The sequence below is a fragment of the Campylobacter sp. US50a genome (genome assembly GCF_004379015.1).
GTDB lineage: Bacteria > Campylobacterota > Campylobacteria > Campylobacterales > Campylobacteraceae > Campylobacter_D > Campylobacter_D jejuni.
Genome location: NZ_RYYJ01000003.1, coordinates 96,625 through 119,175, shown reverse-complemented (window position 1 = coordinate 119,175; position 22,551 = coordinate 96,625). Strand labels below are relative to the sequence as shown.

Below are 22,551 nucleotides of genomic sequence, written 5' to 3'. Positions count from 1 at the left end.
ATGTGGATATTTTTTCGTTTTATTTCAGGGATTTATCTAAAAAATTTTTTTATTATATTTTTTTCTTTACTTGGTTTTTATTGCGGTATTGATTTGCTCTTAAATTTTAAAGATCTACCAAAAGCCGCAAATCTTGATTTGCTTTATGTTATGTTTTTATCTTTCTCGGCAGTGCCTTATGTATTACCCATTTCCTTGATTTTTGCCTTGGTAGTTTCTTTGATTTCTATGATCAGAGCAAATGAATTTGTAAGTCTTTATGCGTTAGGACTGAGCAGAAATTATGTTATTTTATTTCCTTTTTTATGGGCTTTATTTTTTTGTTGTGTTTATATAGGATTGAATTTTACTTCTTTTGCTTATGCAAATGATTATAAGAGAAATATTTTAAAAAATGGCACTATTATGAATCAAAGTGGAGAAGTGTTTTTGAAATTTAACAATAATTTTGTTTATATTTCAAAGATAAACAATGGACAAAATAGTGCTCAAAATATAAAAATTTTTAATATCAATGATTTAAATTTAAGCTCTTTTGTAAGTGCTAAAAATGCCCATTTTGAAGGTGAAAGTTGGATTTTGCGAGATGGTAATATTACATTATTACCTAAAAACTATGAACTTGCTAATGATGGTTTAAAAATACAAGATTTCTCCGAGCTTAAATCACTTGAGGGTTTTAAACCAAAGATTATAGAAGGGGTTGCTAGTAATAGTGATTATTCAATATCTGATGCACTTGAAAGTTTTGAGCTTTTTAAAGCACAAAATGTCAATACAGATGCTCTTAAAATCAATCTTTATAAATTTGTTTTTACTCCTTTTTTTGCACCATTTTTAATGCTTATTATGTATTATTTTTTTCCTGTAATAGCAAGATTTTTTAATCTTGCTTTTGTAACTTTTATAGCTTTTGTAGCGACTTTGATGATTTGGGGAGTCTTGTTTTTGCTTACTAGATTAAGCGAAAATAGTGTGATTGCAAGTGAAATTGGCATTGTAGCGCCTACTATAATTTTGGGTTGTTTAAGTGCTTATATGTATTATAAGCATCGATAAATTAAGCTTTGTGTAGTAAAATTATAAAAATTAAAGGTTAAATATGGATTATAAACAATTAAAGCAAGAATTTAATACTCCTTTTTATATTTACAATTTTGATTTCATAAAAGAGCGTTTTTTAAATCTCAAAGAGGCTTTTAAGGCTAGAAAATCTCAAATTTTTTACGCTGTAAAAGCCAATTCAAATTTAAGTTTGTTGCAAATGCTTGCAAATTTAGATAGTGGATTTGATTGTGTGAGTATAGGCGAGGTAAAGCGTGCCTTAAAAGCAGGAGCAAAAGCTTATAAGATTATTTTTAGCGGGGCAGGAAAAACCAAAGAAGAGTTAAGACAAGCTTTAGAATATGATATTTTATATATTAACCTTGAAAGCGAAGCTGAAATGATGCTTTTAGAAAGTGTAGCTAAAGAACTTAATCTAAAAGCAAGAATCAGTATTCGTGTTAATCCAAATGTTGATGCAAAAACCCATCCTTATATTTCTACAGGATTAAATGAAAATAAATTTGGTGTTGAAATTGATATAGCAAGAAAAATGTATCTTTATGCAAAAAATTCATCTTTTTTAGAGCCCGTTGGAGTACATTTTCATATAGGTTCGCAACTTTTAGATATTTCTCCCATTCATGAAGCAGCAGGCATCGTTGCAAAACTTGTAAGAGAGTTAAAAGCCTTGCAAATCGATCTTAAATTTTTTGATATAGGCGGTGGTTTGGGTGTGGCTTATGAAAAAGATGAGTGTGAAGTTGATCTTTATAATTATGCACAAGGTGTATTAGCACAACTTCATGGGCTTGATTTAACTATAGGAATGGAGCCTGGAAGGTATTTAGTTGCTAAAAGTGGAGAATTTGTTTGTTCGGTGCTTTATGAAAAACAAAATAAAACCAAGCGTTTTGTTGTAGTAGATGGAGCGATGAATGATCTTATACGCCCAAGTTTATACGAGGCTTATCATGAAATAATCTTACCTTATAATCAAGCTCAAGAGAGTTTATGTGATGTTGTGGGCGGAATTTGTGAGAGTGGAGACTTTTTTGCTAAAGCAAGGTCTTTACCCAGCACTCAAAGTGGTGATATAATGGTTATTAAAAATACTGGAGCTTATGGTTTTAGCATGAGTAGTAATTACAATACTCGTAATAAAGTTTGCGAATTAGCCCTCGAAGAAGGACAGGTAAGATTGATTCGTCAAAGAGAAAATTTTGAAGATCAAATCGCTTTAGAAGAGAAATTTTTAAAGGCTTAAAATGTTTTTTTTGGATGTTCAAGGGACTTTAATTTCTGATCATGATAAGAGTTTAATCCATGGCGCTAAAGAATTGATCGATTTTTTAAATGCAAAAAATCTTCCTTATGTTATTATTACTAACAATACAAAAAAACTTGATTTTTTAGAAAAATTACAGCAAAAAGGATTGGCTATAAAAGAAAATGCTTATATTGATCCTTTTAGCGTTTTAAAACACCTTTTAAAACCTTGTAAAGTTGCGGCTTTTGGTGCAGATGAGTTTGTAAAAAGTCTTGAAAATCTTGGTTTTGAGCTCGATTTTGTAAATCCTAGTGCTGTGCTTGTAGCTAGTTATGATGATTTTAAATTTGCAGATTTTGCTAGTATGATAGAATTTGCTAGAAGAGAAGTTAGGTTTATAGCTATGCACGAAACTAGCATTTATAAAAAAGATGGCAGGCCTTATCCTGGTGTAGGTAGCATTATGGCTATGCTTAAAAATGCTATTGATTTTAAATACGAGGTTGTGGGTAAGCCTAGCATTGCTTTTTATAAAGAAGCTTTAAATTTGATAAGAAGACAAAATTCAAAAATCGATTTTGAAGATATTAAAATCATTAGTGATGATTTTAGAGGAGATTTGCTTAAGGCAAAAGAACTCGGCATGAAAACCTTACTAGTTTTAAGCGGCAAAATAAGCGACACAAAAGGGCTTGATACGGATTTGCTTGATGGAGTTTATCCTAGTGTTTTTGAGTTTTTAAAGGAGCTAAAATGCTAAATTTAGAAGAATTTAGAAATAAAATCGATGCGGTTGATGATAAAATTTTAGAACTTTTAAACGAAAGAATGACTTATGTTAAAAGCATAGGCGAGCTTAAACAAAGTAGCGGGGGAAGTATTTATCGTCCTGAGCGCGAAAGAGCCATTATCAATCGTTTAAAAAATGCAAATTTAGGACTTTTAGATCAAAATGCCATAGAGGCAATTTATCAAGAAATTTTTGCAGTTTCAAGAAATTTAGAAATGCCTCAAACTATAGCTTATTTAGGGCCTGAAGGAACTTATACTCATCAAGCAGCAAGAAGTCGTTTTGGAGCGATGAGTCGTTATATAGCCTTGGCTAATATCGAAGATGTTTTTAAAGAGTTAAGCAACAAAGAAGCAAAATACGGTGTTGTGCCTATAGAAAATAATACCGAAGGTGCAGTAGGTATTACTTTAGATTGTCTAGGTAGGTATAATGAGCTTAAAATTTTTGGTGAAATTTATATGGATATTCATCATTCTTTTGTGGGAATTAATGAAAATTTAAAAGAAATCAAACGTATTTATTCGCATCCACAAGGTTATAATCAATGTCGTAAATTTTTAGAAAGTCATGAACTTAGTGCTATAGAATTTGTTCCTTCAAAATCTACAGCTAATGCGGCTTATCTAGCTTCGCAAGATAAATATGCAGCAGCAATTTGCTCTAAAATAGCGGCTAAGCTTTATAATGTGCCTGTGCTTTTTGATAAAATAGAAGATAATGCAGCCAATAAAACAAGATTTTTAATTTTAAGCGATATTAAAAATCCTAAAATGCCAAATTGTAAAACTTCTATTTTAGCACACACAGCACATAAACCTGGGGGGCTTAGCTTTTTATTAGAGCAGTTTAAAAAAGAAAATATCAATCTTACCAAGCTTGAATCTCGTCCTGTAAAATCAAAAGAATTTTTACACAGTTTTTATATAGATTTTGAAGGGCATATTGATGATGAAAATGTAAAAAAAGCTTTAAAAGATATACAAGAGATTGTTTGGCTTGGATCTTATTTATCAGGAGAGAAAGATGAAATTTAATGAATTTTTAAATCATTTAAGCAATTATGAACCCGGCAAAGATATAGAAGTTATTGCTAAAGAATATGGCGTTAAAGAAGTGATAAAATTAGCAAGTAATGAAAATCCTTTTGGCACGCCACCAAAAGCTATAGAATGTTTAAGACAAAATGCAAACAAAGCCCATCTTTACCCTGATGATAGTATGATAGAACTTAAAAGCACATTGGCTCAAAAATACAAAGTTCAAAATGAAAATATTATTATCGGTGCAGGCAGTGATCAAGTGATTGAATTTGCTATACATGCTAAGTTAAATTCTAAAAATACTTTTTTGCAAGCTGGAGTTACCTTTGCTATGTATGAAATTTACGCCAAACAATGCGGTGCAAAGTGCTATAAAACTCAAAGCATTACTCATAATTTAGATGAGTTTAAAAAGCTTTATGAAACGCACAAAGATGAAATTAAACTCATTTTCTTATGCTTGCCAAACAATCCTTTAGGCGAGTGTTTGGATGCAAGTGAAGTGACCAAATTTATTAAAGGTGTGGAGGAGGATTGTTTAGTTGTGATTGATGCAGCTTATAATGAATTTGCAAGTTTTAAAGATAGCAAAAAACATTTAGAACCTTGTGAATTGATTAAAGAATTTGACAATGTACTTTATTTGGGAACTTTTTCTAAGCTTTATGGATTAGGAGGCTTACGCATTGGTTATGGCATAGCTGATGCTAGTATTATTAGTGCATTTTACAAGCTTCGTGCGCCTTTTAATGTGAGCAATCTTGCTTTAAAAGCAGCAGTTGCAGCAATGGATGATGATGAATTTACTGAAAAAACTTTAGAGAATAATTTTTCTCAAATGGAGCTTTATAAAGAATTTGCTAAAAAACATAATATCAAAATCATTGATAGTTATACAAATTTCATCACTTATTTTTTTGATGAAAAAAATAGTACAGATTTGTCTGAAAAATTGCTTAAAAAGGGTATAATAATAAGAAATTTAAAAAGCTATGGTTTAAATGCTATACGCATTACTATAGGAACATCTTATGAAAATGAAAGATTTTTTACAGAATTTGATAAGATTTTAAGATAGATATAAATCAAATAAAAATATGTGAAATTCGCCAAACTAAGGGATGAGAATTAATGGATTTTAAAAATATGTTTCATCAAATTGGGCAACTTTATCAAAATTTAACTCGCAAGCAGCGTATAGTGATTGCTGCATCTATTGTAGTGGTGGTTGGGTTTTTGGTTTTTTTAGCTTTATTTCGCGGAAGTGGTAGTAATGCAAATAATGGATATGCAGTTTTAGTTGAAAATGTAAGTCCAAGTTCTTCTGCTGCAATTGTAGCTAAACTTGAACAAAATAATATTCCCTATAAATTAGAAAGTGAAAATAAAATTTTAGTTCCACAAGATCAGGTTTATCGTCAAAGAATGTTTATTGCAAGCGAAGGTCTTATAAAAGATAGTCGCGTGGGTTTTGAAGCTTTTGATACTCAAGCTTTTGGAGCTACAAATGAAGAGCAAAAGGTAAAATACCAAAGAGCCATAGAAGGCGAACTTGCAAGAACTATTGAGACTTTAGAACCTATTCGTAGTGCTGTTGTACACATAGCATTTCCTAAAGATAGTGTTTTTACCGAAAGGCAAATTCCGCCTACAGCTTCAGTTGTTGTTAATGTTCGCGAAGGCTTAAAGCTTACTAGAAAACAAATTGATGGTATAAAAAATATTGTTTCAGCGGCAGTTCCAAAACTTACTAAAGAAAATGTTAAGATTAGTGATCAAAGTGGTGTACCTTTAGATGAGCAAGAAGCATATGAAGATGACTTGGTTCGTGCGCAAATTAAATTTAAAAGTGATCAAGAAAAAGCTTTAGAAGATAAGATTATAGAAAATTTAGCTCCTTTTGCAGGTGGTATGGATAAAGTAAAAGTGAGTGTAAATATAGATTTTGATTTTTCCAAGCAAGAATCTCAAAGTGAAATTTATGATCCAAATCCTATAGTGCGTAGTGAGCAAACTTTAAACGAGGAAAGAACAGGTAGAAAAGATCCAGAAATTCAGGGTGTTCCAGGTGCTGTTTCTAATATAGGTCCTGTTGAAGGACTTGACAATAAGGGTCAAATTGACACTTATAAAAAAAATCAAGTTACTACAAATAATGAACTTTCTAAAACTATTACAAATACCAAAAAACAATTTGCAACAGTTTTACGCACTTCAGCAGCTGTTACTATAGATGGAAAATATCAAGATGTGGTTGATGAAAATGGAAATGTAAAAAGCGAATATGTTCCATTAACCAAAGAAGAGCTTGCAAGTGTTGAGAGTATAGTTAAAAATACTATTAATTTTAGTGCCGCTAGAGGTGATAGTGTTGTAGTTCAAAATTTACCATTTCATCGCGAGTCGATTAGAGTTGAAAGTAAAGTTAAAACTTTTTATAATCGTTTTATTGAGCCGTTTATTCCACCGGTTAAGTATTTTATTGCAGCGATTTTACTTTTTATTTTTTACAAAAAAGTTATTACTCCATTTACTCAAAAAATGCTTGAAGATGTCGCAGCACAAGAAGAAATGCAGCAAGGTCCAAATGCTGTTTTAGATGATGTTGAAGATACTTTGGAAAAAATGAATGCAGCAAGGAAAAAAGTTGAAGAACAACTTGGTTTCGGAGATAATTTCAATGAAGATTCTATCCAGTATGAGGTTTTGCTTGAAAAATTGCGTGGTTTGGTAAGTGATAAAAGCGAGGAAATTGCTGCACTTTTGCAAAATTTAATTCAAAACGATAGTGAATTTGGTGAAAAGGATATGTGATGATAAAGCTAAGTGAAGAACAAAAAATGGTCTATGATGATTTATCGATGCCTGAAAAGGTGGCGATATTTCTTATACAACTTGGCGAAGATGCAACAACTTCTGTGTTTTCACATATGGAAATTGATGTAATTACAGAAATTTCACGTTATATTGCTATGGCTAAAAATGTTGATAGATCCGTAGCTACTGCAGTTTTAGAAGAATTTTACACTCTGCTTCAATCAAATCAATATATTAAAAGTGGTGGTTTGGAATATGCTAAAGAAATACTTTTTCGTACTTTTGGGCCAGAGATTGCAAATAAAATTCTTGAAAAACTCACTAAAAGTATGGAGAATAATCAAAATTTTGCTTATTTGGCGCAAATTAAACCACAGCAACTTGCAGACTTTATTACTAAAGAGCACCCGCAAACCATCGCTCTTATTTTGGCACACATGGATTCTATTCATGCGGCAGAAACTTTAGAGTATTTTAGTGATGAATTAAGGGCTGAGGTGGTTATAAGAATGGCAAATCTTGGCGATATTTCTCCAAGTATTATTAAAAGAGTTTCTGCAGTGCTAGAAAGCAAGCTTGAAAGTCTTACCTCTTATAAGGTTGAAGTGGGTGGCCCAAGAGCAGTAGCAGAAGTGCTTAATCGTTTGGGTCAAAAAGCAAGCAAATCAACCATTACTTATATTGAACAAAGTGATGAACGCTTAGCAGAGACTATTAAAGAGCTTATGTTCACTTTCGATGATATACAAAAACTTAGTACTCAAGCTATAAGAGAAATTTTAAAAGTAGCTGATAAGCGTGATTTAATGATAGGTTTAAAAGGTGCAAGTGAAGAGTTAAAGCAAAAATTCTTAGCCAATATGTCTACGCGTGCAAGCGAAGCTTTTCTTGAAGAAATGGGTTTTTTGGGTGCTGTGCGTGTTAAAGATGTTGAAGATGCACAAAGAAAGGTTGTTGAAGTGGTGCAAAAACTTGCAGAACAAGGTCTTGTTCAAACAGGCGATGCGGATGAAATGATAGAGTAGGTGAGAGATGGTTAATCGTAGTAATGTAATTTCCGGTGGGGATTCTGATCAGCATGTTGTTGAAGGATATCGTTTTAAAGTTATTTCAGAATTTGATAATCATACAGGTGAAAAAAAACATACTCAAACTCCAGATGAAGAAAATGCTAATATATCTTTAAATGACGAAAAACCAGTCGAAGAAAATCATGCTATTGCCCCTACGCAAGCTGTTATGGAAACTCAAATTCCAACATTTCAACCAAGTTTTGTTGAAGATTTGCTTAAAAAAACAGATGAAATGTCAAGCAATATTATTAAACTTCAAATGCAAATAGAAAGTCAAGAGAATGAATTTAATAACCGCTTAAATTCAGAACTTGAAAATGCTAAAGAAAAATTTGCCAAAGAAGGTTATGAGAAAGCAAAAGAAGAATTTCAAAAGGAATTGAGTGATTTTAAAGATAAGTATTTAAAAAGTATAGCCAAGCTCGATAATGCTTGTGAAAATCTTGAAAATTTTATAGAAAAAAACGAGAAAGAATTAGCAGATACCGCTATAGATATCGCTAAAGAAGTAATCTTAAAAGAGCTTGAACTAAATTCAAGTAAGATAGCTTATGCTTTGGCTAAAGATTTAATCGGCGAGCTTAAGGGTGCTAGTGCAATTGAGCTTAAGGTTAATGCAGAGGATTATGAGTATTTAAAAGAGCAATTTGATCAGAATACTCATATTAAAATAAGTCTTGATGATGCAATTAGCAAAGGAAGCGTTGTTATTATAAGTGACGCAGGCAATATAGAGTCCAATCTTAACTCTCGTCTAACTAAAATTAAAAAAATGGTGAATAATGAGTAAAAAATTTGCCCATACTCAAGAAGAGTTAGAAAAGCTAAGTTTAAAAGAATTAGAAAATTTAGCAGCATCTATGCGTGAAAAAATCATACAAGTTGTGAGTAAAAATGGTGGGCATTTAAGTTCAAATTTGGGTGCTGTAGAACTTAGTATAGCAATGCATTTGGTTTTTGATGCAAAAAAAGATCCTTTTATTTTTGATGTGTCACATCAGTCTTATACACACAAGCTTTTAAGCGGAAAAGAAGAAATATTTGATACTTTAAGACAAATCAATGGTTTAAGTGGTTATACAAAACCTAGTGAGGGGGATTATTTTGTAGCAGGGCATTCTAGCACCTCTATTTCTTTGGCAGTAGGTGCTTGTAAGGCCATTGCTTTAAAAGGTGAAAAGCGTATTCCTGTTGCTTTGATTGGAGATGGTGCTTTAAGTGCGGGTATGGCCTATGAGGCTTTAAATGAATTGGGTGATTCTAAATTTCCTTGCGTAATACTTTTAAATGATAATGAAATGAGTATTTCAAAACCAATTGGAGCAATTTCAAAGTATCTTTCTCAGGCTATGGCAACGCAGTTTTATCAAAGTTTTAAAAAGCGTATTGCTAAAATGTTGGATATATTGCCTGATAGTGCTACTTATATGGCCAAGCGTTTTGAAGAGAGTTTCAAACTTATTACTCCTGGGCTTTTGTTTGAAGAATTAGGGCTTGAATATATAGGGCCTATTGATGGACATAATCTAGGTGAAATTATTTCTGCATTAAAACAAGCAAAAGCTATGCAAAAGCCTTGTGTGATACATGCTCAAACCATAAAGGGTAAAGGCTATGCTTTAGCTGAAGGAAAACATGCTAAATGGCACGGGGTAGGAGCTTTTGATATAGATAGTGGAGAGAGTGTTAAAAAAAGTGATACTAAAAAATCTGCTACTGAAATTTTTTCTAAAAATTTGCTTGATTTAGCCTCAAAATATGAAAATATTGTTGGGGTTACGGCGGCTATGCCAAGTGGAACAGGTCTTGATAAGCTTATAGAAAAATATCCAAATCGTTTTTGGGATGTGGCTATTGCAGAACAGCATGCAGTAACTTCTATGGCTGCTATGGCAAAAGAAGGATTTAAACCTTTTATTGCAATATATAGCACCTTTTTGCAGCGTGCTTATGATCAAGTGATTCATGATTGTGCAATTATGAATTTAAATGTGGTTTTTGCTATGGATAGAGCAGGGATAGTAGGTGAAGATGGGGAGACACATCAAGGTGTTTTTGATCTTAGTTTTTTAGCTCCTTTGCCAAATTTCACTCTTTTAGCCCCAAGAGATGAGCAAATGATGCAAAATATAATGGAGTACGCTTATTTACATCAAGGACCTATTGCTTTTCGTTATCCTAGAGGGAGTTTTATTTTGGATAAAGAATTTAATCCTTGTGAGATAAAACTTGGTAAGGCACAATGGCTTGTAAAAAATAGTAGTGAAATTGCTTTTTTAGGTTATGGACAAGGTGTGGCAAAAGCGTGGCAAGTTTTAAGAGCCTTGCAAGAAATGAATAATAATGCTAATTTGATTGATTTAATTTTTGCTAAACCTTTAGATGAAGAACTTTTGCGTGAGCTTGCTAAAAAAAGTAAAATTTGGTTTATTTTTAGTGAAAATGTTAAAATTGGCGGTATAGAAAGTTTAATTAATAATTTTTTACAAAAATATGATTTGCATGTAAAAGTTATTAGCTTTGAATATGAAGACAAATTTATTGAACATGGAAAAACAAGTGAGGTGGAAAAAAATCTAGAAAAAGATGTCAATAGTTTGTTGACGAAAGTTTTAAAATTTTATCATTAAATAATAAAAAATATTATTTAATATAAACTTCTTTTAATAAAAATTTTATTATTATTTCCACTTAAAAAAGCAAGGAATAAATACAATGGAATTACTACAAATGCTTAAAAAACATGAGTTAAAAGCTACTCCGCAAAGACTATGTGTTTTAAAAATTTTAAAAAGACATGAGCATCCTAATATTGATGAATTATATGCAGAAATTAAAAAAGAATACCCTTCAATCTCTTTAGCGACGGTTTATAAAAATCTTAATACTTTACAAGAACAAGGTTTAGTTGTTGAAATCAATGTTTTAAATCAAAAAACTTGTTACGATATTTATGAAGAAGAACATATTCATGTAGTTTGCGCCAAATGTGGTGGTATAGAGGATTTAAGTTTTAAAGATGCTAAGCTTTATGAATATCAAGAGCATTTAGAAAAAAAGATAGGCAATCTCGTCAATCATCTGTCCGTTTGTGCTTATGTTGATAGTTGTAAAAAGTGTCATTAAGCAAAATAAGGTTAAAATAGCCCATATATTTTAAGGGTTATTTTAATGGTTTATGAAATTCAAAAAAACTTTTTACTATCTGATTGCACTCTTTTAGAGAATTTAAAAAAAGATAATATACCTTTTCGAAATTCTAAATTTGAAACTTTTTATACTCAAATAACTTCAAATCATAGTGTTAAATTTCAAAGTTTTTGCAATGAATTTTATAAAATTACAAAATTTAATAATTCAATTTTAGAACAGAATCAAGAAGAGAAAATTTCTAAAAAAAAATTTGAAAAAGCTCGAAAAAAGATTATAGGAAAGAGCATTAAAAAAGAACGCTTCGAATTTAAATTGTGTTCTTTAAAAAGTTATATTGATATTTATGAAGAGCCTAAAATTTGTATTTTAAAAATATTTTTTCCAACATTGGATAGTTCCAATGAATTTAAAATCCCTAAAGATTTTAAAATTCAAAAAGAATTACATCATGATTTAAATTCTAAACATATCGTTTTATATGGTTTTGAATATCAAAAGTTTGATATAGAGAAATGTTTTAAAATTATAGAAAAAAATCAGAATTTTAGCTTGGATTTTCCAAATTATATTAATGCTTATGATGGATTTAGGATTTTTTTATTTTATTTATTTAAAAAATTAAAATTTTATTGGACTTTATCTTTAGAGAGAAAAGATAAGCAAAGTTTATGTGAATTTTTATTTTATTCAAGAAGTTTGTATATAGTTTTATCAAGCATGAATACTATTTTAGATAAAAATTTGAGTAATATTTTGGCTTTAAAGTTTAAAGATATAACGAAAAAAACTCAAGATATTTTAGCAAGTGAAAATTCAAATCAAGATTTATTGCTATTTTTAAGCGATGAAAAAATCCAAGATTTGTTTAATGATTTTGATTTTTTCATAAAGGAAAATTCTTTTTATGAAGGCGATTGCAAAGATAGGTTTTTTAAACAACTTGTTGCGTTAGAACTTAGAAAAAAAATTATTTTATTTAGAAAAAATATACTAAAAAATTTTGATTTAGAGCTTTTTGAAAATAGTTTTTTTGAATTAGCAATATTTTTAGAATATTTTTACCGTTTTTTAGAGATAAAAAATTTAAACAAACTTTATGAAAAATATTGTAAAGATAGGGATAAAAATATTTTTTCCAAAATAATCAATAATAAAAATAAATTTTGCAAATTACTTAAAAAATCAAGTAAAAATTTGAAAATTTACAAAGGATAAAAATGCAAAAACAAGAAAAAATTATAGAAATGTTTAATCAAATTGCACCTACTTATGATAAGGCGAATAGAATTTTAAGCTTTGGAGCTGATGTAGTGTGGCGCAAAAAAGCTTGTCAAAGAGTGATGAGTTTATATTTAAAAAAAGATTTAAAAATCGCTGATATTGCTTGTGGCACAGGGGATATGATAGAGATTTGGCAAGAGAGCGCTTTAAAAATGAAAAAAAATATTTTAAATATTAAAGGCATTGATCCAAGTAGTGGTATGCTAAATGTTGCAAAAGAAAAATTTCCAAATGTTGAATTTATAGAAGCAGAGGCACAAAATTTACCTTTAGAAAGTCAAAGTTTAGATATTTTAAGCATTAGTTATGGCATTCGCAATGTTGTAGAAAGACAAAAAGCCTTAAGCGAATTTGCTAGAGTACTTCAAAAAGATGGTATTTTGGTAGTTTTGGAATTTACAAAAAGAGAAAAGGGTGGATTTATAGCAGCTTGTAGGGATTTTTATCTTAAAAATATTTTACCAAGTATAGGTGGGATAATCAGTAAAAATAAAAGTGCTTATGAGTATTTGCCAAACTCTATTGAAGGATTTTTAAGTAAGGAAGAATTCATCTTAGAACTTAAAAATGCTGGTTTTGAAATGCTTGATTATAAAAGTTTTAGCTTTGGCGTGAGTTCAATGTTTATAGCAAAAAAACTATGACACCAACAGAATTAAATCTTAAAGCAAAGGCTTTATTAGAAACACATTTTGATGATATAGTTTTAAGTGGAGAAATTTCAAAAATTACTTTGCATGGTTCAGGGCATTGGTATTTTGATTTAAAAGATGAAAGATCAAGCATTGCTTGTGCTATGTTTAAAGGAGTTAATTTAAAAGTCGGGTTTAAACCAGCGGTGGGGGATTTTTTAGAGCTTTGTGGAAGTGTGAGTTTATATCCTGAAAGCGGTCGTTATCAATTTATCGCTACTAGTATGAAAAAAGCAGGTTTTGGGGATTTGGAAGCACAGTTTTTGGCTTTAAAAGAGCGTTTGCAAAAAGAAGGACTTTTTGATCCACGCTTTAAAAAATCTTTGCCAAAATTTCCTAAAAAAGTAGGCATTATCACTTCAAAAACTTCTGCTGCTTTACAAGATATGTTAAAACTTATTCATCAAAAAGAATATTTTTTGGCAAAAATTTATATTTTTGATGCTTTAACTCAAGGAAATAATGCTTCTTTTTCTCTTATACAAACTTTAAAAAAAGCCGATGATATGGATTTAGATGTTCTTATTATAGCACGTGGCGGAGGAAGCAGGGAAGATCTTTTTTGTTTTAATGATGAAAATTTAGCAAGAGAGATTTTTAAAGCAAAAACTCCTATCATTTCAGCCATAGGACATGAGATTGATTATGTTATTAGTGATTTTGTTGCAGATTTTAGAGCTCCAACACCCTCAGCTGCTATAGATGCTTTGTTTTATTCTAAGTTAGATATAGAACAAAGTTTAGATTTAATGGAAGAAAAATTAATGCAACTTTGGAATCATAAAATACAAAATTATGAAAATTTGCTTTTAAATTTAAGTAAATTTTTCAAATTTAATTCTTTACCAAAAATAATAGATGAAAAAATAAAACAAAGCTATAATATAGAAAAGCAATTAAATCATCTACTGGCAAATCAAATGCGTTATAATGAATTAAAATTAGATAAATTGCAAAATGCTTATTTGCAACATGAGAATTTTTTTAATAAAAGCAAAAAGTTTATTTGTATCAGAAAAAATGGTAAAATAGCAAATTTAGAAGATCTTAAGAGTGATGATATCGTTATTTTAAGTTCTCAAACTTCTCAAAAAGAAGCAAAAATTTTATAAGGATAGATTATGAGAAAAATCAATTTCAGTGCAGGGCCATCAACTTTACCTTTAGAAATTTTAGAGCAAGCTCAAAAAGAACTCTGTGATTATCAAGGTAGGGGTTATTCTATAATGGAAATTTCTCACCGCACAAAAGTATTTGAAGAAGTGCATTTTGGAGCACAAGAGAAAGCTAAAAAACTTTACGGGTTAAATGATGATTATGAAGTATTATTTTTACAAGGTGGAGCAAGTTTGCAATTTGCTATGATTCCTATGAATTTAGCTTTAAACGGGGTTTGTGAATATGCAAATACAGGAGTTTGGACAAAAAAAGCAATTAAAGAAGCACAAATTTTAGGTGTCAATGTTAAAACCGTAGCAAGTAGTGAGGAAAGTAATTTCGATCATATTCCTAGTGCGGAATTTAGTGATAATGCTGATTATGCTTATATTTGTTCTAATAATACTATTTACGGCACTCAATATCAAAATTATCCTAAAACTAAAGCTCCTTTGATTGTGGATGCATCGAGTGATTTTTTTTCTAGAAAAGTAGATTTTTCAAATATCGCTCTTTTTTATGGCGGAGTGCAAAAAAATGCTGGAATTTCGGGTTTAAGTTGTATTTTTATCCGTAAAGATATGTTAGAAAGATCTAAAAATAAACAAATTCCTAGTATGTTAAATTATTTGACTCATGCCGAGAATCAGTCCTTGTTTAACACGCCTCCAACCTTTGCCATTTATATGTTTAATCTTGAAATGGATTGGCTTTTAAATCAAGGTGGGCTTGATAAAGTGTATGAGAAAAATTCTCAAAAAGCTACTATGCTTTATGAATGTATTGATTTAAGCAATGGATTTTATAAAGGACATGCAGATAAAAAGGATAGATCTTTAATGAATGTGAGTTTTAATATTGCTAAAAATAAAGATTTAGAACCTCTTTTTGTAAAAGAAGCCGAAGAAGCTGGAATGATAGGACTTAAAGGACATAGAATTTTAGGAGGAATTCGTGCAAGTATTTATAATGCACTTAATTTGGATCAGGTAAAAACCTTGTGTGAATTTATGAAAGAATTTCAAGGAAAATATACATGATAAAGCGTTTTGATGAGTGCGATAGAATGTCGCAAATTATTGTTTTTGATAAATATTTTAAGACCGCAGGACAAGTGGCTTTTGAACCTAGCGGAGATATTAAAAAACAAACCAAAGAAGCGCTTGCAGAACTTGATGCTTTGTTTGAAAAAATAGGCGCAAGCAAAGGAGATTTAATTCAAATTCAAATCTGGCTAGCTAATATGAAAGATTTTGATGCAATGAATGAAATTTATGATGCTTGGATTAAAAATTACCCTAAACCTGTTAGAGCTTGTGTGGGAAGTGCTTTAGCAGAGGGTTATTTGGTAGAAATTCAAGCTTTTGGAAAGTTAAGAGAGAATTAAAAATTCTCCCCTCCAAATTTTAAAAGCGCAGATCCCCAAGTAAAACCACCACCAAAAGCATCCAGTAAGATCAGACTTCCTTTTTTAAGTCGACCTTCTTCATAGGCATCATTCATTGCCATAGGTATAGAAGCAGCTGAAGTATTGCCATATTTTTGTACGGTAATCACACATTTTTCATCACTTAGATTGAGTTTTTCTTGGACGGCTTTAATGATGCGTAGATTAGCTTGATGAGGAATAAAAAGATCAATTTCTTGTGCTAAAATGTTATTTTTAGCTAAAATTTCTACAACATCATTGCTAAGCGTGTTTACTGCTATTTTAAAAACTTCATTGCCCCTCATTTGCATAGAAAGTGTTTGACATAGGCTTGATTTTTGTGATCTTTGAGTCATTAAAAGATCTCCATAATTACCATTGCTTGCAGTATGTACATCAAGGATATGATTTTCATTGTCCAAACTTACAACTCCAGCACCCGCACCATCTCCAAAGAGTATGCAAATGCTTCTGTCATTGTAATCCATAATTGAACTTGTTTTTTCAGCTCCTACGATTAAAACATTTTTTTTCAAACCACTTTCTATTAAGGCTTTAGCTTGTTCAAGCAAATAGATAAAACCAGAACAAGCTGCTGAAATATCAAAAGCACTAATATTTACAAGTCCTAAATTTGAAGCAATTTTACAAGCCGTTGAAGGCATAGTAAAATAATCAGGACTTAAAGTGGCTACAAGAATTGCATCAATATCTTCAGGTTTTAAATTTGCTCTTTCTATGGCTTTTAATGCAGCTTTTGTACCCAAATCGCTAGTATTCTCATTTTCACCAGCAATACGTCTTTCTTTAATGCCTGTGCGTCTAGTGATCCATTCATCGGTGGTATCTACCATCTTTTCAAGATCGGCATTGCTTAAAATTTTTTCTGGAATATAAGAAGCTATACTTTTAAGACTGGCTTTAAGCATTGTATTTCCCAAGTTCATTTTCTATAAGTTCATTGATATGAGATTGGCTAAAATTTATAGCTTGAAAAATTGCATTTTTAATGGCCCTAGAATCGCTTTTTCCATGACTTATGATCACGCAACCATTAACTCCAAGAAGGGGTGCTCCGCCATATTCTTGCCAATCAATATGTTTTTTTAATTTCTTAAAAGATGGTTTCATAAGTAAAGCACCTATTTTAGAAATAAAAGATTGTTTTACTTCATTTTTTAAAAGTTGAAAAATTGCTGTTGCTACACCCTCACAAGCTTTTAAAATCACATTTCCATTAAAACCATCACAGACTAAAACATCTATTTCGCCATTGAAAATATCTCTACCTTCAGCATTACCTATAAAATTTGGAATTTTTTTCATAAGTTGATGGCTTTCTTTGGTAAGTTCATTACCTTTGCATTCTTCTTCGCCATTAGAAAGCAAAGCAAGACGCGGTTTTTGAATTTGCATGATTTCTCTAGCATAAACTTCACCCATTACGGCAAATTGAAATAAATTTTCAGCTTTACAATCTGTATTAGCCCCAACATCTAAAAGTAAAGTTTTGTTAGTAATATTTGGCATTAAAGTAGCGATAGCAGGTCTTGAAATACCTTTGAGTCTCCCAAGTCTTAATGTGGCTAAGGACATGCTTGCTCCACTATGACCCGCTGAAACTACAGCATCTACTTTTTTTTCTTTTAATAGATTAATAGCTTTATAAATGGTTGTTTCTTTATTTTTTAAAGCATCAGTGGCACTTTCATTCATTGAAAAAATTTCACTAGCTTCTTCATATTGTATATATTGTTCTAATTTTTTTGGTATTAAAGGTTTTAGAATTTTAGAATCTCCCACCAAGATAGCGTTAAAAGGTTTTGCTTCTAGTGCCTTTAAAACGCCTTCTATAATGGGTTTTTCTCCAAAATCACCACCCATTGCATCGATGGCAATGTTAATCATTGATTTTAATATTCCTTAGTTGTTGGATTCGCACGGTGAGGCATTTTATAGCTTCCATCTTTGTCTTTTACAGGCATAGGAAGACTAACTTTATAGTGAGTTCTGCGTTTAGCTGCGCGAGTTTTGCTCACTCTTCTCTTTGGTACTGCCATTTTTTCTCCTTTATAAAATTTAATTAATTACTGCAATTTGCACAATAAAAATAATCACTCAAATAAGCTTCAAGCTCGCTGATAGCAACTTCTATTAAATCAATATGTCCATCGAAAAATTCTATAGTATTGCTCAATTCGTTTGCTTCATCTTTAAAAATACCATCACTTGCAAAAAGTTCTAAATTTTCTTTAATTTCAAGTTCAAACTCAGTTCCACAGCTATCACAAGGTCTATAGATAAAACCTTGCATAATAGCATTTATTTTAACAAGCTTAGGATTTATTTTTACTAAATTTCCCTCAAAAATCATATTTTCAAGATTAAGTTTAAAAGGATATTCCTTTATGTTAATCTTAGAAAAAGGGATTTTCATTTAGCAAATTTCGTTTGGTTTAAAGAAAAATTCAACTTCTATTTTTGCATTTTCCAAGCTGTCGCTTCCATGAACAGCATTAGCATCAATACTCTCAGCAAAATCGGCTCTAATTGTTCCTGCTTTAGCTTCTTTAGGATTTGTCGCTCCCATTAAATCTCTATTTTTTAATACGGCACCTTCTCCTTCTAGCACAGAAACAACAACAGGACCGCTAATCATAAATTCAACCAAGTCTTTAAAAAAAGGTCTTTCTTTATGAACAGCATAAAAATTTTCAGCTTGTTCTTTACTAAGTTGAACTTTTTTCATTGCAGCGATTCTTAATCCATTGCTTTCAAAACGATCTAAAATTTTTCCTATAACACCTTTTTTAACAGCATCAGGTTTAATTATAGATAAAGTTTTTTCCATCTTTGTAATAACTCCTTATTTTAATAAAGCTTAAAATTATACTTGAATTTGTTTAAAAAAAGTTAAATTAAAAGAAAAAGCTAGGAATCTCTAGCTTTTTAATTTTTTAAAATTATGCAAAAACTGGAGTGTCCCCGCTTCTCATATCAGCGCCGATATTATCACGACTTGGTTGTCCTGATTCTACAGCACTCCAAACTATACATCCATCTGTTGGGCAAGCACTGGCACAAGCTGGTTGATCATTATGTCCTACGCATTCAACGCATTTGTTTGCATAAACATAATATCTATCTTCACCTTCTGGATTGTTAGCATCATCAACGATAGCACTCACTGGACACTCATCAATACAAGAACCACAAGCAATACATATATCTGTAATTTTTACAGCCATTTTTTCTCCTTTTTAATATTAATATTTAAAAGATTTTAGCATAAAATTCTTAAATAATGTAAATTTTGATAATCAAAAATTTACATTATTTGATAATAATTATAACTTTCTTAAATTTTTAATATTATTTTAGATATTTAAAAAAAAATAAAGATTTAAACGATATAATTTCGTTATCAATAAAATTTATTATTTAGGAGAAAATATGATAGTTACTAAAAAAGCTTTAGATTTTACTGCTCCAGCAGTATTGGGAAACAATGAAATTGTTCAAGATTTTAATCTTTATAAAAACATAGGTCCAAAAGGAGCGGTAGTATTCTTTTATCCAAAAGATTTTACTTTTGTTTGTCCTTCAGAAATTATAGCTTTTGACAAAAGATATCAAGAATTTAAAAATCGTGGCATTGAAGTAATTGGAATTTCAGGAGATAATGAATTTTCACATTTTGCTTGGAAAAATACTCCAGTAAATCAAGGTGGTATTGGTCAGGTTAAATTTCCGCTTGTTGCTGACTTAACTAAGCAGATTGCTAGAAATTTTGATGTACTTTATGCAGAAGCAGTTGCCCTTCGTGGTTCGTTCTTGCTTGATGCTGATGGAACAGTTCGCCATGCTGTGGTTAATGATTTACCACTAGGTAGAAATATAGATGAAATGTTAAGAATGGTTGATACCATGCTTTTTACAAATGAGCATGGTGAAGTTTGTCCTGCAGGATGGAATAAGGGCGATGAAGGTATGAAAGCTAACCCTAAAGGCGTGGCTGAATATCTTGGCAAAAACGAAGCTAAACTTTAATTTCTTAGTATAAAGCCTCTTTACGAGGCTTTTTCTTCATTTTTATTCTTTAATTGAAATTCATAAATTTTCTACTATAATTTTACACACATATTAAAATTTTTATTTAGGCTAAAATATGGCAGGCGAAGATCAAGAAAAAACAGAAGAACCCACGTCCAAAAAGATAGAAGATGCGCGTAAAGAAGGTAATGTTCCAAAGTCTCAAGATGCGGCAGCTATTGTAACTTTGATAATTGGAGTAACTATAACTTTATTTATGATGAGTTTTATGGGCGAGAGAATTGTAAATTTATATAGATACTATCAAAGTTTTATTGGTGTTGAATTTGATTTGCGTATTATTCAAGCCATTATGATTAAAAGCATTTTTGAGGTTTTAATTATTCTTGCACCTATTGTTTTAAGTATTATGATTGCTGGGGTTTTGGGAAATATTATGCAATTTGGTTTTATTTTTACAACTAAACCTATTATGCCAAATTTAGGAAAAATCAATCCTCTAAAAGGTTTAAAAAACCTTTTTTCATTGAAAAAAATTGTTGAAAGTATAAAAATTATTTTAAAAGTGGGTATTGTTTTTACTATAGCTTTTATAGTTTTACTTAAATTTATGCAAGAGCTTCCAAGAGTTGAGCTTTATACTATGGTTGCACAGCTTACTTGGCTAAGAGACAGAGCTATTGTTTTAGCAGCTATTGTTATAGTTGCTTTTTTAATTATTGCTGTTTTAGATGTTTTTTTGGTGCGTTTTCAGTATTTTAAAGGTTTGCGTATGAGCAAACAAGAAATAAAAGATGAGTATAAACAAATGGAAGGAGATCCTCAGGTTAAAGGTAGAATTCGTAGACTTCAAATGGAAGCTGCGCGTCGTCGTATGGTTCAAGATGTTGCAGGTGCGGATGTGGTGATCACAAACCCAACGCATTATGCCGTAGCTATTCGTTATGATACAAGTAAAGAACAAGCCCCTAGGGTTGTTGCTAAAGGAGTGGATTTTCTCGCTCTTCGCATAAAACAAGTAGCCTATGAAAATAATGTTGTGGTTTATGAAAATCCTCCTTTAGCAAGAGAGCTTTATAAAGCTTGTGATGTTAATGATCTTATTCCTAGGGAAATGTTTAAAGCTGTAGCTGAGGTGCTAGGATTTGTTTATAATACAAATAATAAGAGTCGTTTAGCTGATCAAGTAAAAAAAGGAAACTAAAACTTTTAAGGTGTTTTAGTTCCTATTTTGTTAATAAGCTCAAGAACCGATTTTTGAGTACTTGTATCTGCTGTGTCGACTTTAAAATATATTTCTACTCTATTATTTTCTAAGGCTTGCGGATTTCCATTGATGGGATTATTAAGCCCGTAGCTTTTAATGCTAATATTTTTCAAATTTGCTCCACCTTCTATAAAATATTTTAATACATTTTCTGCTCTTTGGTAGGCGAGTTCATAACTTCTTATAATAGAGTCGCTATTGTCTGTATAGCCTCTAATTTCTATTTTTGCTTGAGGTGGCAAATATGTTGTTAGTTCAGCCATACGTTTTAAATAATCTTGTATATCAGCTGAAACGATTTGAGCGCTACCTCTTTCAAATTCAACTTTGGATGGAAGGTTAAGAGCAACCTGATTGTCGCTTTGATCTAGAGCCGCTTGAAGACGTTTGATGGTTTCTTGCTGTGTCATAGTCATTTGTTTTAACGATTTGAGTTCATCACTTTCTTCTTTTGCTGCACCCTTATATTTTTCTTGGGTTTTGCTCTCTTCTTTGACTGTTTGAGTAGAGGTATAATCAAAGATTTTAACAAATTCGGTTTTTAAAGCCTCTACTTTAGCAGGATTTGTTTTAGAAATTGCCCAAAGAGCAATAAAAAGTGCCAAAAGCAAACTTAGAAAGTCTGCATAAGGTACAGCCCATTTTTCACCTGCAGGACATTCTGGACATTTATGTTTCTTGGCCATTTTTAACCTTTGTCAAATTGTGAAATTTTTGGATCATCGTGACTTAAGAAATTAAAAAGCTTAGCTTCCAAATCTCTAGGATTCGCACCTTCTGCAATTCCTTTTATGGCTTCAGTGATGACAATTTGCTCTTTTACAAGATCCATTCCATTAGCTTTCATTTTTCTTCCCCAAGGTGCAAAAAGCGCATAAGCACCAAAAATCCCAGTAACCGTAGCTGTAAAAGCACCTGAAATACCCGCTGCCATTGCTTGGGGATTGTCTAGCAATTTAAGAGCTAGAATAAGACCAAAAACCGCTCCAACAAGTCCCATGGTAGGGCAAGTTTCTCCAAATACTATCCAATATTCTGCACATTCTTTATAATGCTCTTCAAGTTGTTCGGTTTGTATTTCCATGCTTTCGTGAATTTCTTCAAAGCTTTTACCGTCTACAAGCATCATCATAGCATTTTTTAAAAATTCATTTTCAATCTCATTGGTTCTTGATTCTAATGCTAAAAGCCCATCTCTTCTTGCAATAATAGCAAATTCTATTAACTGGGCTATCCTTTCAGGTAGATTTACTCCAGAGCCTTTAAAGACAACTTTGAGTTCTTTATAAGCTGCTTTTACGATTTTTTTATGTGTAGAAGTCATTGCACAAAATGCAGCCGTTGGCATAACTATAAGAAAGGAAGAAAGATGTACAACATGTAAAGGATTACCACCTTCTAGTATATCTCCTACCGAAATACTAGTAACTGCAAGCACCATTCCCAGTATGGTTGAAAGATCCATATAAATATCTCCTTGA

25 protein-coding genes are annotated in these 22,551 nt (G+C 31.1%); 17 read left to right on the top strand and 8 right to left on the bottom strand.

Annotation, left to right across the window (positions count from 1 at the left end; translation table 11 throughout):
* The 15 genes from ELQ11_RS03200 to ELQ11_RS03130 all read left to right on the top strand — a co-directional run bounded on the left by ELQ11_RS03200 (position 1) and on the right by ELQ11_RS03130 (position 15,708).
* The gene (locus ELQ11_RS03200) at positions 1-1,059 is read left to right on the top strand and encodes an LptF/LptG family permease (RefSeq protein WP_126236939.1); all 1,059 of its coding nucleotides are present in this window, start codon (positions 1-3) and stop codon (positions 1,057-1,059) included.
* A 43-nt stretch (positions 1,060-1,102) separates the two neighbouring features.
* On the top strand, positions 1,103-2,311 hold the full coding sequence (gene lysA, locus ELQ11_RS03195; RefSeq protein ID WP_070282957.1) for a diaminopimelate decarboxylase: 1,209 nt from the start codon (positions 1,103-1,105) through the stop codon (positions 2,309-2,311).
* A 1-nt stretch (position 2,312) separates the two neighbouring features.
* The gene (locus ELQ11_RS03190; protein WP_126264463.1) at positions 2,313-3,074 is read left to right on the top strand and encodes an HAD-IIA family hydrolase; all 762 of its coding nucleotides are present in this window, start codon (positions 2,313-2,315) and stop codon (positions 3,072-3,074) included.
* Entirely contained in the window at positions 3,068-4,141 is a 1,074-nt protein-coding gene (pheA, locus tag ELQ11_RS03185; RefSeq protein ID WP_070239982.1) for a prephenate dehydratase, read from the top strand. Before ELQ11_RS03190 ends, pheA begins: the two co-directional genes overlap by 7 nt.
* Entirely contained in the window at positions 4,131-5,225 is a 1,095-nt protein-coding gene (gene hisC, locus ELQ11_RS03180) for a histidinol-phosphate transaminase (RefSeq protein WP_002870739.1), read from the top strand. Before pheA ends, hisC begins: the two co-directional genes overlap by 11 nt.
* 53 nt (positions 5,226-5,278) lie before the next feature.
* Positions 5,279-6,961, top strand: coding sequence for a flagellar basal-body MS-ring/collar protein FliF (gene fliF / locus ELQ11_RS03175; protein WP_002870740.1), 1,683 nt, complete (start codon positions 5,279-5,281; stop codon positions 6,959-6,961).
* The gene (gene fliG, locus ELQ11_RS03170; protein WP_002854670.1) at positions 6,961-7,989 is read left to right on the top strand and encodes a flagellar motor switch protein FliG; all 1,029 of its coding nucleotides are present in this window, start codon (positions 6,961-6,963) and stop codon (positions 7,987-7,989) included. The genes fliF and fliG overlap by 1 nt, the downstream gene beginning before the upstream one ends.
* 7 nt (positions 7,990-7,996) lie before the next feature.
* Positions 7,997-8,827, top strand: a complete 831-nt coding sequence (fliH, locus tag ELQ11_RS03165; protein WP_052858505.1) for a flagellar assembly protein FliH — start codon at positions 7,997-7,999, stop codon at positions 8,825-8,827.
* Positions 8,820-10,667, top strand: coding sequence for a 1-deoxy-D-xylulose-5-phosphate synthase (gene dxs, locus ELQ11_RS03160; RefSeq protein ID WP_002870742.1), 1,848 nt, complete (start codon positions 8,820-8,822; stop codon positions 10,665-10,667). Before fliH ends, dxs begins: the two co-directional genes overlap by 8 nt.
* An 85-nt stretch (positions 10,668-10,752) precedes the next feature.
* The gene (perR, locus tag ELQ11_RS03155; protein WP_002861102.1) at positions 10,753-11,163 is read left to right on the top strand and encodes a peroxide-responsive transcriptional repressor PerR; all 411 of its coding nucleotides are present in this window, start codon (positions 10,753-10,755) and stop codon (positions 11,161-11,163) included.
* A 45-nt stretch (positions 11,164-11,208) separates the two neighbouring features.
* Complete coding sequence (locus ELQ11_RS03150) at positions 11,209-12,405, top strand: hypothetical protein (protein WP_002880500.1); 1,197 nt, start codon at positions 11,209-11,211, stop codon at positions 12,403-12,405.
* A 2-nt stretch (positions 12,406-12,407) separates the two neighbouring features.
* Positions 12,408-13,115 (top strand): bifunctional demethylmenaquinone methyltransferase/2-methoxy-6-polyprenyl-1,4-benzoquinol methylase UbiE, encoded by a 708-nt coding sequence (ubiE, locus tag ELQ11_RS03145; protein ID WP_072223991.1) that lies wholly within the window; start codon positions 12,408-12,410, stop codon positions 13,113-13,115.
* On the top strand, positions 13,112-14,275 hold the full coding sequence (xseA, locus tag ELQ11_RS03140) for an exodeoxyribonuclease VII large subunit (RefSeq protein WP_126264461.1): 1,164 nt from the start codon (positions 13,112-13,114) through the stop codon (positions 14,273-14,275). Before ubiE ends, xseA begins: the two co-directional genes overlap by 4 nt.
* A gap of 9 nt (positions 14,276-14,284) precedes the next feature.
* Entirely contained in the window at positions 14,285-15,361 is a 1,077-nt protein-coding gene (serC, locus tag ELQ11_RS03135) for a phosphoserine transaminase (RefSeq protein WP_134225141.1), read from the top strand.
* Complete coding sequence (locus tag ELQ11_RS03130) at positions 15,358-15,708, top strand: RidA family protein (RefSeq protein WP_002861107.1); 351 nt, start codon at positions 15,358-15,360, stop codon at positions 15,706-15,708. Before serC ends, ELQ11_RS03130 begins: the two co-directional genes overlap by 4 nt.
* Here ELQ11_RS03130 and ELQ11_RS03125 read toward each other — a convergent pair.
* From ELQ11_RS03125 to ELQ11_RS03100, 6 genes are all read right to left on the bottom strand, one after another.
* A complete protein-coding gene (locus tag ELQ11_RS03125) occupies positions 15,705-16,679 on the bottom strand; it encodes a beta-ketoacyl-ACP synthase III (protein WP_052949500.1) in 975 nt (324 codons plus the stop codon). The genes ELQ11_RS03130 and ELQ11_RS03125 overlap by 4 nt on opposite strands.
* Positions 16,672-17,658 (bottom strand): phosphate acyltransferase PlsX, encoded by a 987-nt coding sequence (gene plsX / locus ELQ11_RS03120; RefSeq protein WP_002870748.1) that lies wholly within the window; start codon positions 17,656-17,658, stop codon positions 16,672-16,674. The genes ELQ11_RS03125 and plsX overlap by 8 nt, the downstream gene beginning before the upstream one ends.
* 5 nt (positions 17,659-17,663) lie before the next feature.
* Entirely contained in the window at positions 17,664-17,810 is a 147-nt protein-coding gene (rpmF, locus tag ELQ11_RS03115) for a 50S ribosomal protein L32 (protein ID WP_002862578.1), read from the bottom strand.
* A gap of 23 nt (positions 17,811-17,833) precedes the next feature.
* Positions 17,834-18,187, bottom strand: a complete 354-nt coding sequence (locus tag ELQ11_RS03110; RefSeq protein ID WP_002870749.1) for a hypothetical protein — start codon at positions 18,185-18,187, stop codon at positions 17,834-17,836.
* Entirely contained in the window at positions 18,188-18,601 is a 414-nt protein-coding gene (gene ndk, locus ELQ11_RS03105) for a nucleoside-diphosphate kinase (RefSeq protein WP_002870750.1), read from the bottom strand.
* 112 nt (positions 18,602-18,713) lie between these two features.
* Positions 18,714-18,998 (bottom strand): 4Fe-4S dicluster domain-containing protein, encoded by a 285-nt coding sequence (locus tag ELQ11_RS03100; RefSeq protein WP_002854354.1) that lies wholly within the window; start codon positions 18,996-18,998, stop codon positions 18,714-18,716.
* A gap of 205 nt (positions 18,999-19,203) precedes the next feature.
* Here ELQ11_RS03100 and ELQ11_RS03095 point away from each other — a divergent pair, with 205 nt between their 5' ends.
* Both ELQ11_RS03095 and flhB read left to right on the top strand, forming a co-directional pair.
* A complete protein-coding gene (locus ELQ11_RS03095; protein ID WP_002854219.1) occupies positions 19,204-19,800 on the top strand; it encodes a peroxiredoxin in 597 nt (198 codons plus the stop codon).
* A gap of 118 nt (positions 19,801-19,918) precedes the next feature.
* The gene (flhB, locus tag ELQ11_RS03090; protein WP_070243301.1) at positions 19,919-21,007 is read left to right on the top strand and encodes a flagellar biosynthesis protein FlhB; all 1,089 of its coding nucleotides are present in this window, start codon (positions 19,919-19,921) and stop codon (positions 21,005-21,007) included.
* Positions 21,008-21,012: 5 nt separating this feature from the next.
* Here the strand turns inward: flhB and motB are convergent, their stop codons facing one another.
* Both motB and motA read right to left on the bottom strand, forming a co-directional pair.
* The gene (gene motB, locus ELQ11_RS03085; RefSeq protein WP_002861111.1) at positions 21,013-21,756 is read right to left on the bottom strand and encodes a flagellar motor protein MotB; all 744 of its coding nucleotides are present in this window, start codon (positions 21,754-21,756) and stop codon (positions 21,013-21,015) included.
* A 2-nt stretch (positions 21,757-21,758) separates the two neighbouring features.
* The gene (gene motA, locus ELQ11_RS03080; protein ID WP_002854170.1) at positions 21,759-22,535 is read right to left on the bottom strand and encodes a flagellar motor stator protein MotA; all 777 of its coding nucleotides are present in this window, start codon (positions 22,533-22,535) and stop codon (positions 21,759-21,761) included.
* Between the last annotated feature and the right edge of the window lie 16 nt (positions 22,536-22,551).

What these genes read in the sequence shown, in the direction of transcription:
- ELQ11_RS03200 (WP_126236939.1), top strand. Translation starts at nt 1, where the DNA reads ATGTGGATATTTTTTCGTTTTATTTCAGGGATTTATCTAAAAAATTTT.
- lysA (WP_070282957.1), top strand. Translation starts at nt 1,103, where the DNA reads ATGGATTATAAACAATTAAAGCAAGAATTTAATACTCCTTTTTATATT.
- ELQ11_RS03190 (WP_126264463.1), top strand. Translation starts at nt 2,313, where the DNA reads ATGTTTTTTTTGGATGTTCAAGGGACTTTAATTTCTGATCATGATAAG.
- pheA (WP_070239982.1), top strand. Translation starts at nt 3,068, where the DNA reads ATGCTAAATTTAGAAGAATTTAGAAATAAAATCGATGCGGTTGATGAT.
- hisC (WP_002870739.1), top strand. Translation starts at nt 4,131, where the DNA reads ATGAAATTTAATGAATTTTTAAATCATTTAAGCAATTATGAACCCGGC.
- fliF (WP_002870740.1), top strand. Translation starts at nt 5,279, where the DNA reads ATGGATTTTAAAAATATGTTTCATCAAATTGGGCAACTTTATCAAAAT.
- fliG (WP_002854670.1), top strand. Translation starts at nt 6,961, where the DNA reads ATGATAAAGCTAAGTGAAGAACAAAAAATGGTCTATGATGATTTATCG.
- fliH (WP_052858505.1), top strand. Translation starts at nt 7,997, where the DNA reads ATGGTTAATCGTAGTAATGTAATTTCCGGTGGGGATTCTGATCAGCAT.
- dxs (WP_002870742.1), top strand. Translation starts at nt 8,820, where the DNA reads ATGAGTAAAAAATTTGCCCATACTCAAGAAGAGTTAGAAAAGCTAAGT.
- perR (WP_002861102.1), top strand. Translation starts at nt 10,753, where the DNA reads ATGGAATTACTACAAATGCTTAAAAAACATGAGTTAAAAGCTACTCCG.
- ELQ11_RS03150 (WP_002880500.1), top strand. Translation starts at nt 11,209, where the DNA reads ATGGTTTATGAAATTCAAAAAAACTTTTTACTATCTGATTGCACTCTT.
- ubiE (WP_072223991.1), top strand. Translation starts at nt 12,408, where the DNA reads ATGCAAAAACAAGAAAAAATTATAGAAATGTTTAATCAAATTGCACCT.
- xseA (WP_126264461.1), top strand. Translation starts at nt 13,112, where the DNA reads ATGACACCAACAGAATTAAATCTTAAAGCAAAGGCTTTATTAGAAACA.
- serC (WP_134225141.1), top strand. Translation starts at nt 14,285, where the DNA reads ATGAGAAAAATCAATTTCAGTGCAGGGCCATCAACTTTACCTTTAGAA.
- ELQ11_RS03130 (WP_002861107.1), top strand. Translation starts at nt 15,358, where the DNA reads ATGATAAAGCGTTTTGATGAGTGCGATAGAATGTCGCAAATTATTGTT.
- ELQ11_RS03125 (WP_052949500.1), bottom strand. Translation starts at nt 16,679, where the DNA reads ATGCTTAAAGCCAGTCTTAAAAGTATAGCTTCTTATATTCCAGAAAAA.
- plsX (WP_002870748.1), bottom strand. Translation starts at nt 17,658, where the DNA reads ATGATTAACATTGCCATCGATGCAATGGGTGGTGATTTTGGAGAAAAA.
- rpmF (WP_002862578.1), bottom strand. Translation starts at nt 17,810, where the DNA reads ATGGCAGTACCAAAGAGAAGAGTGAGCAAAACTCGCGCAGCTAAACGC.
- ELQ11_RS03110 (WP_002870749.1), bottom strand. Translation starts at nt 18,187, where the DNA reads ATGAAAATCCCTTTTTCTAAGATTAACATAAAGGAATATCCTTTTAAA.
- ndk (WP_002870750.1), bottom strand. Translation starts at nt 18,601, where the DNA reads ATGGAAAAAACTTTATCTATAATTAAACCTGATGCTGTTAAAAAAGGT.
- ELQ11_RS03100 (WP_002854354.1), bottom strand. Translation starts at nt 18,998, where the DNA reads ATGGCTGTAAAAATTACAGATATATGTATTGCTTGTGGTTCTTGTATT.
- ELQ11_RS03095 (WP_002854219.1), top strand. Translation starts at nt 19,204, where the DNA reads ATGATAGTTACTAAAAAAGCTTTAGATTTTACTGCTCCAGCAGTATTG.
- flhB (WP_070243301.1), top strand. Translation starts at nt 19,919, where the DNA reads ATGGCAGGCGAAGATCAAGAAAAAACAGAAGAACCCACGTCCAAAAAG.
- motB (WP_002861111.1), bottom strand. Translation starts at nt 21,756, where the DNA reads ATGGCCAAGAAACATAAATGTCCAGAATGTCCTGCAGGTGAAAAATGG.
- motA (WP_002854170.1), bottom strand. Translation starts at nt 22,535, where the DNA reads ATGGATCTTTCAACCATACTGGGAATGGTGCTTGCAGTTACTAGTATT.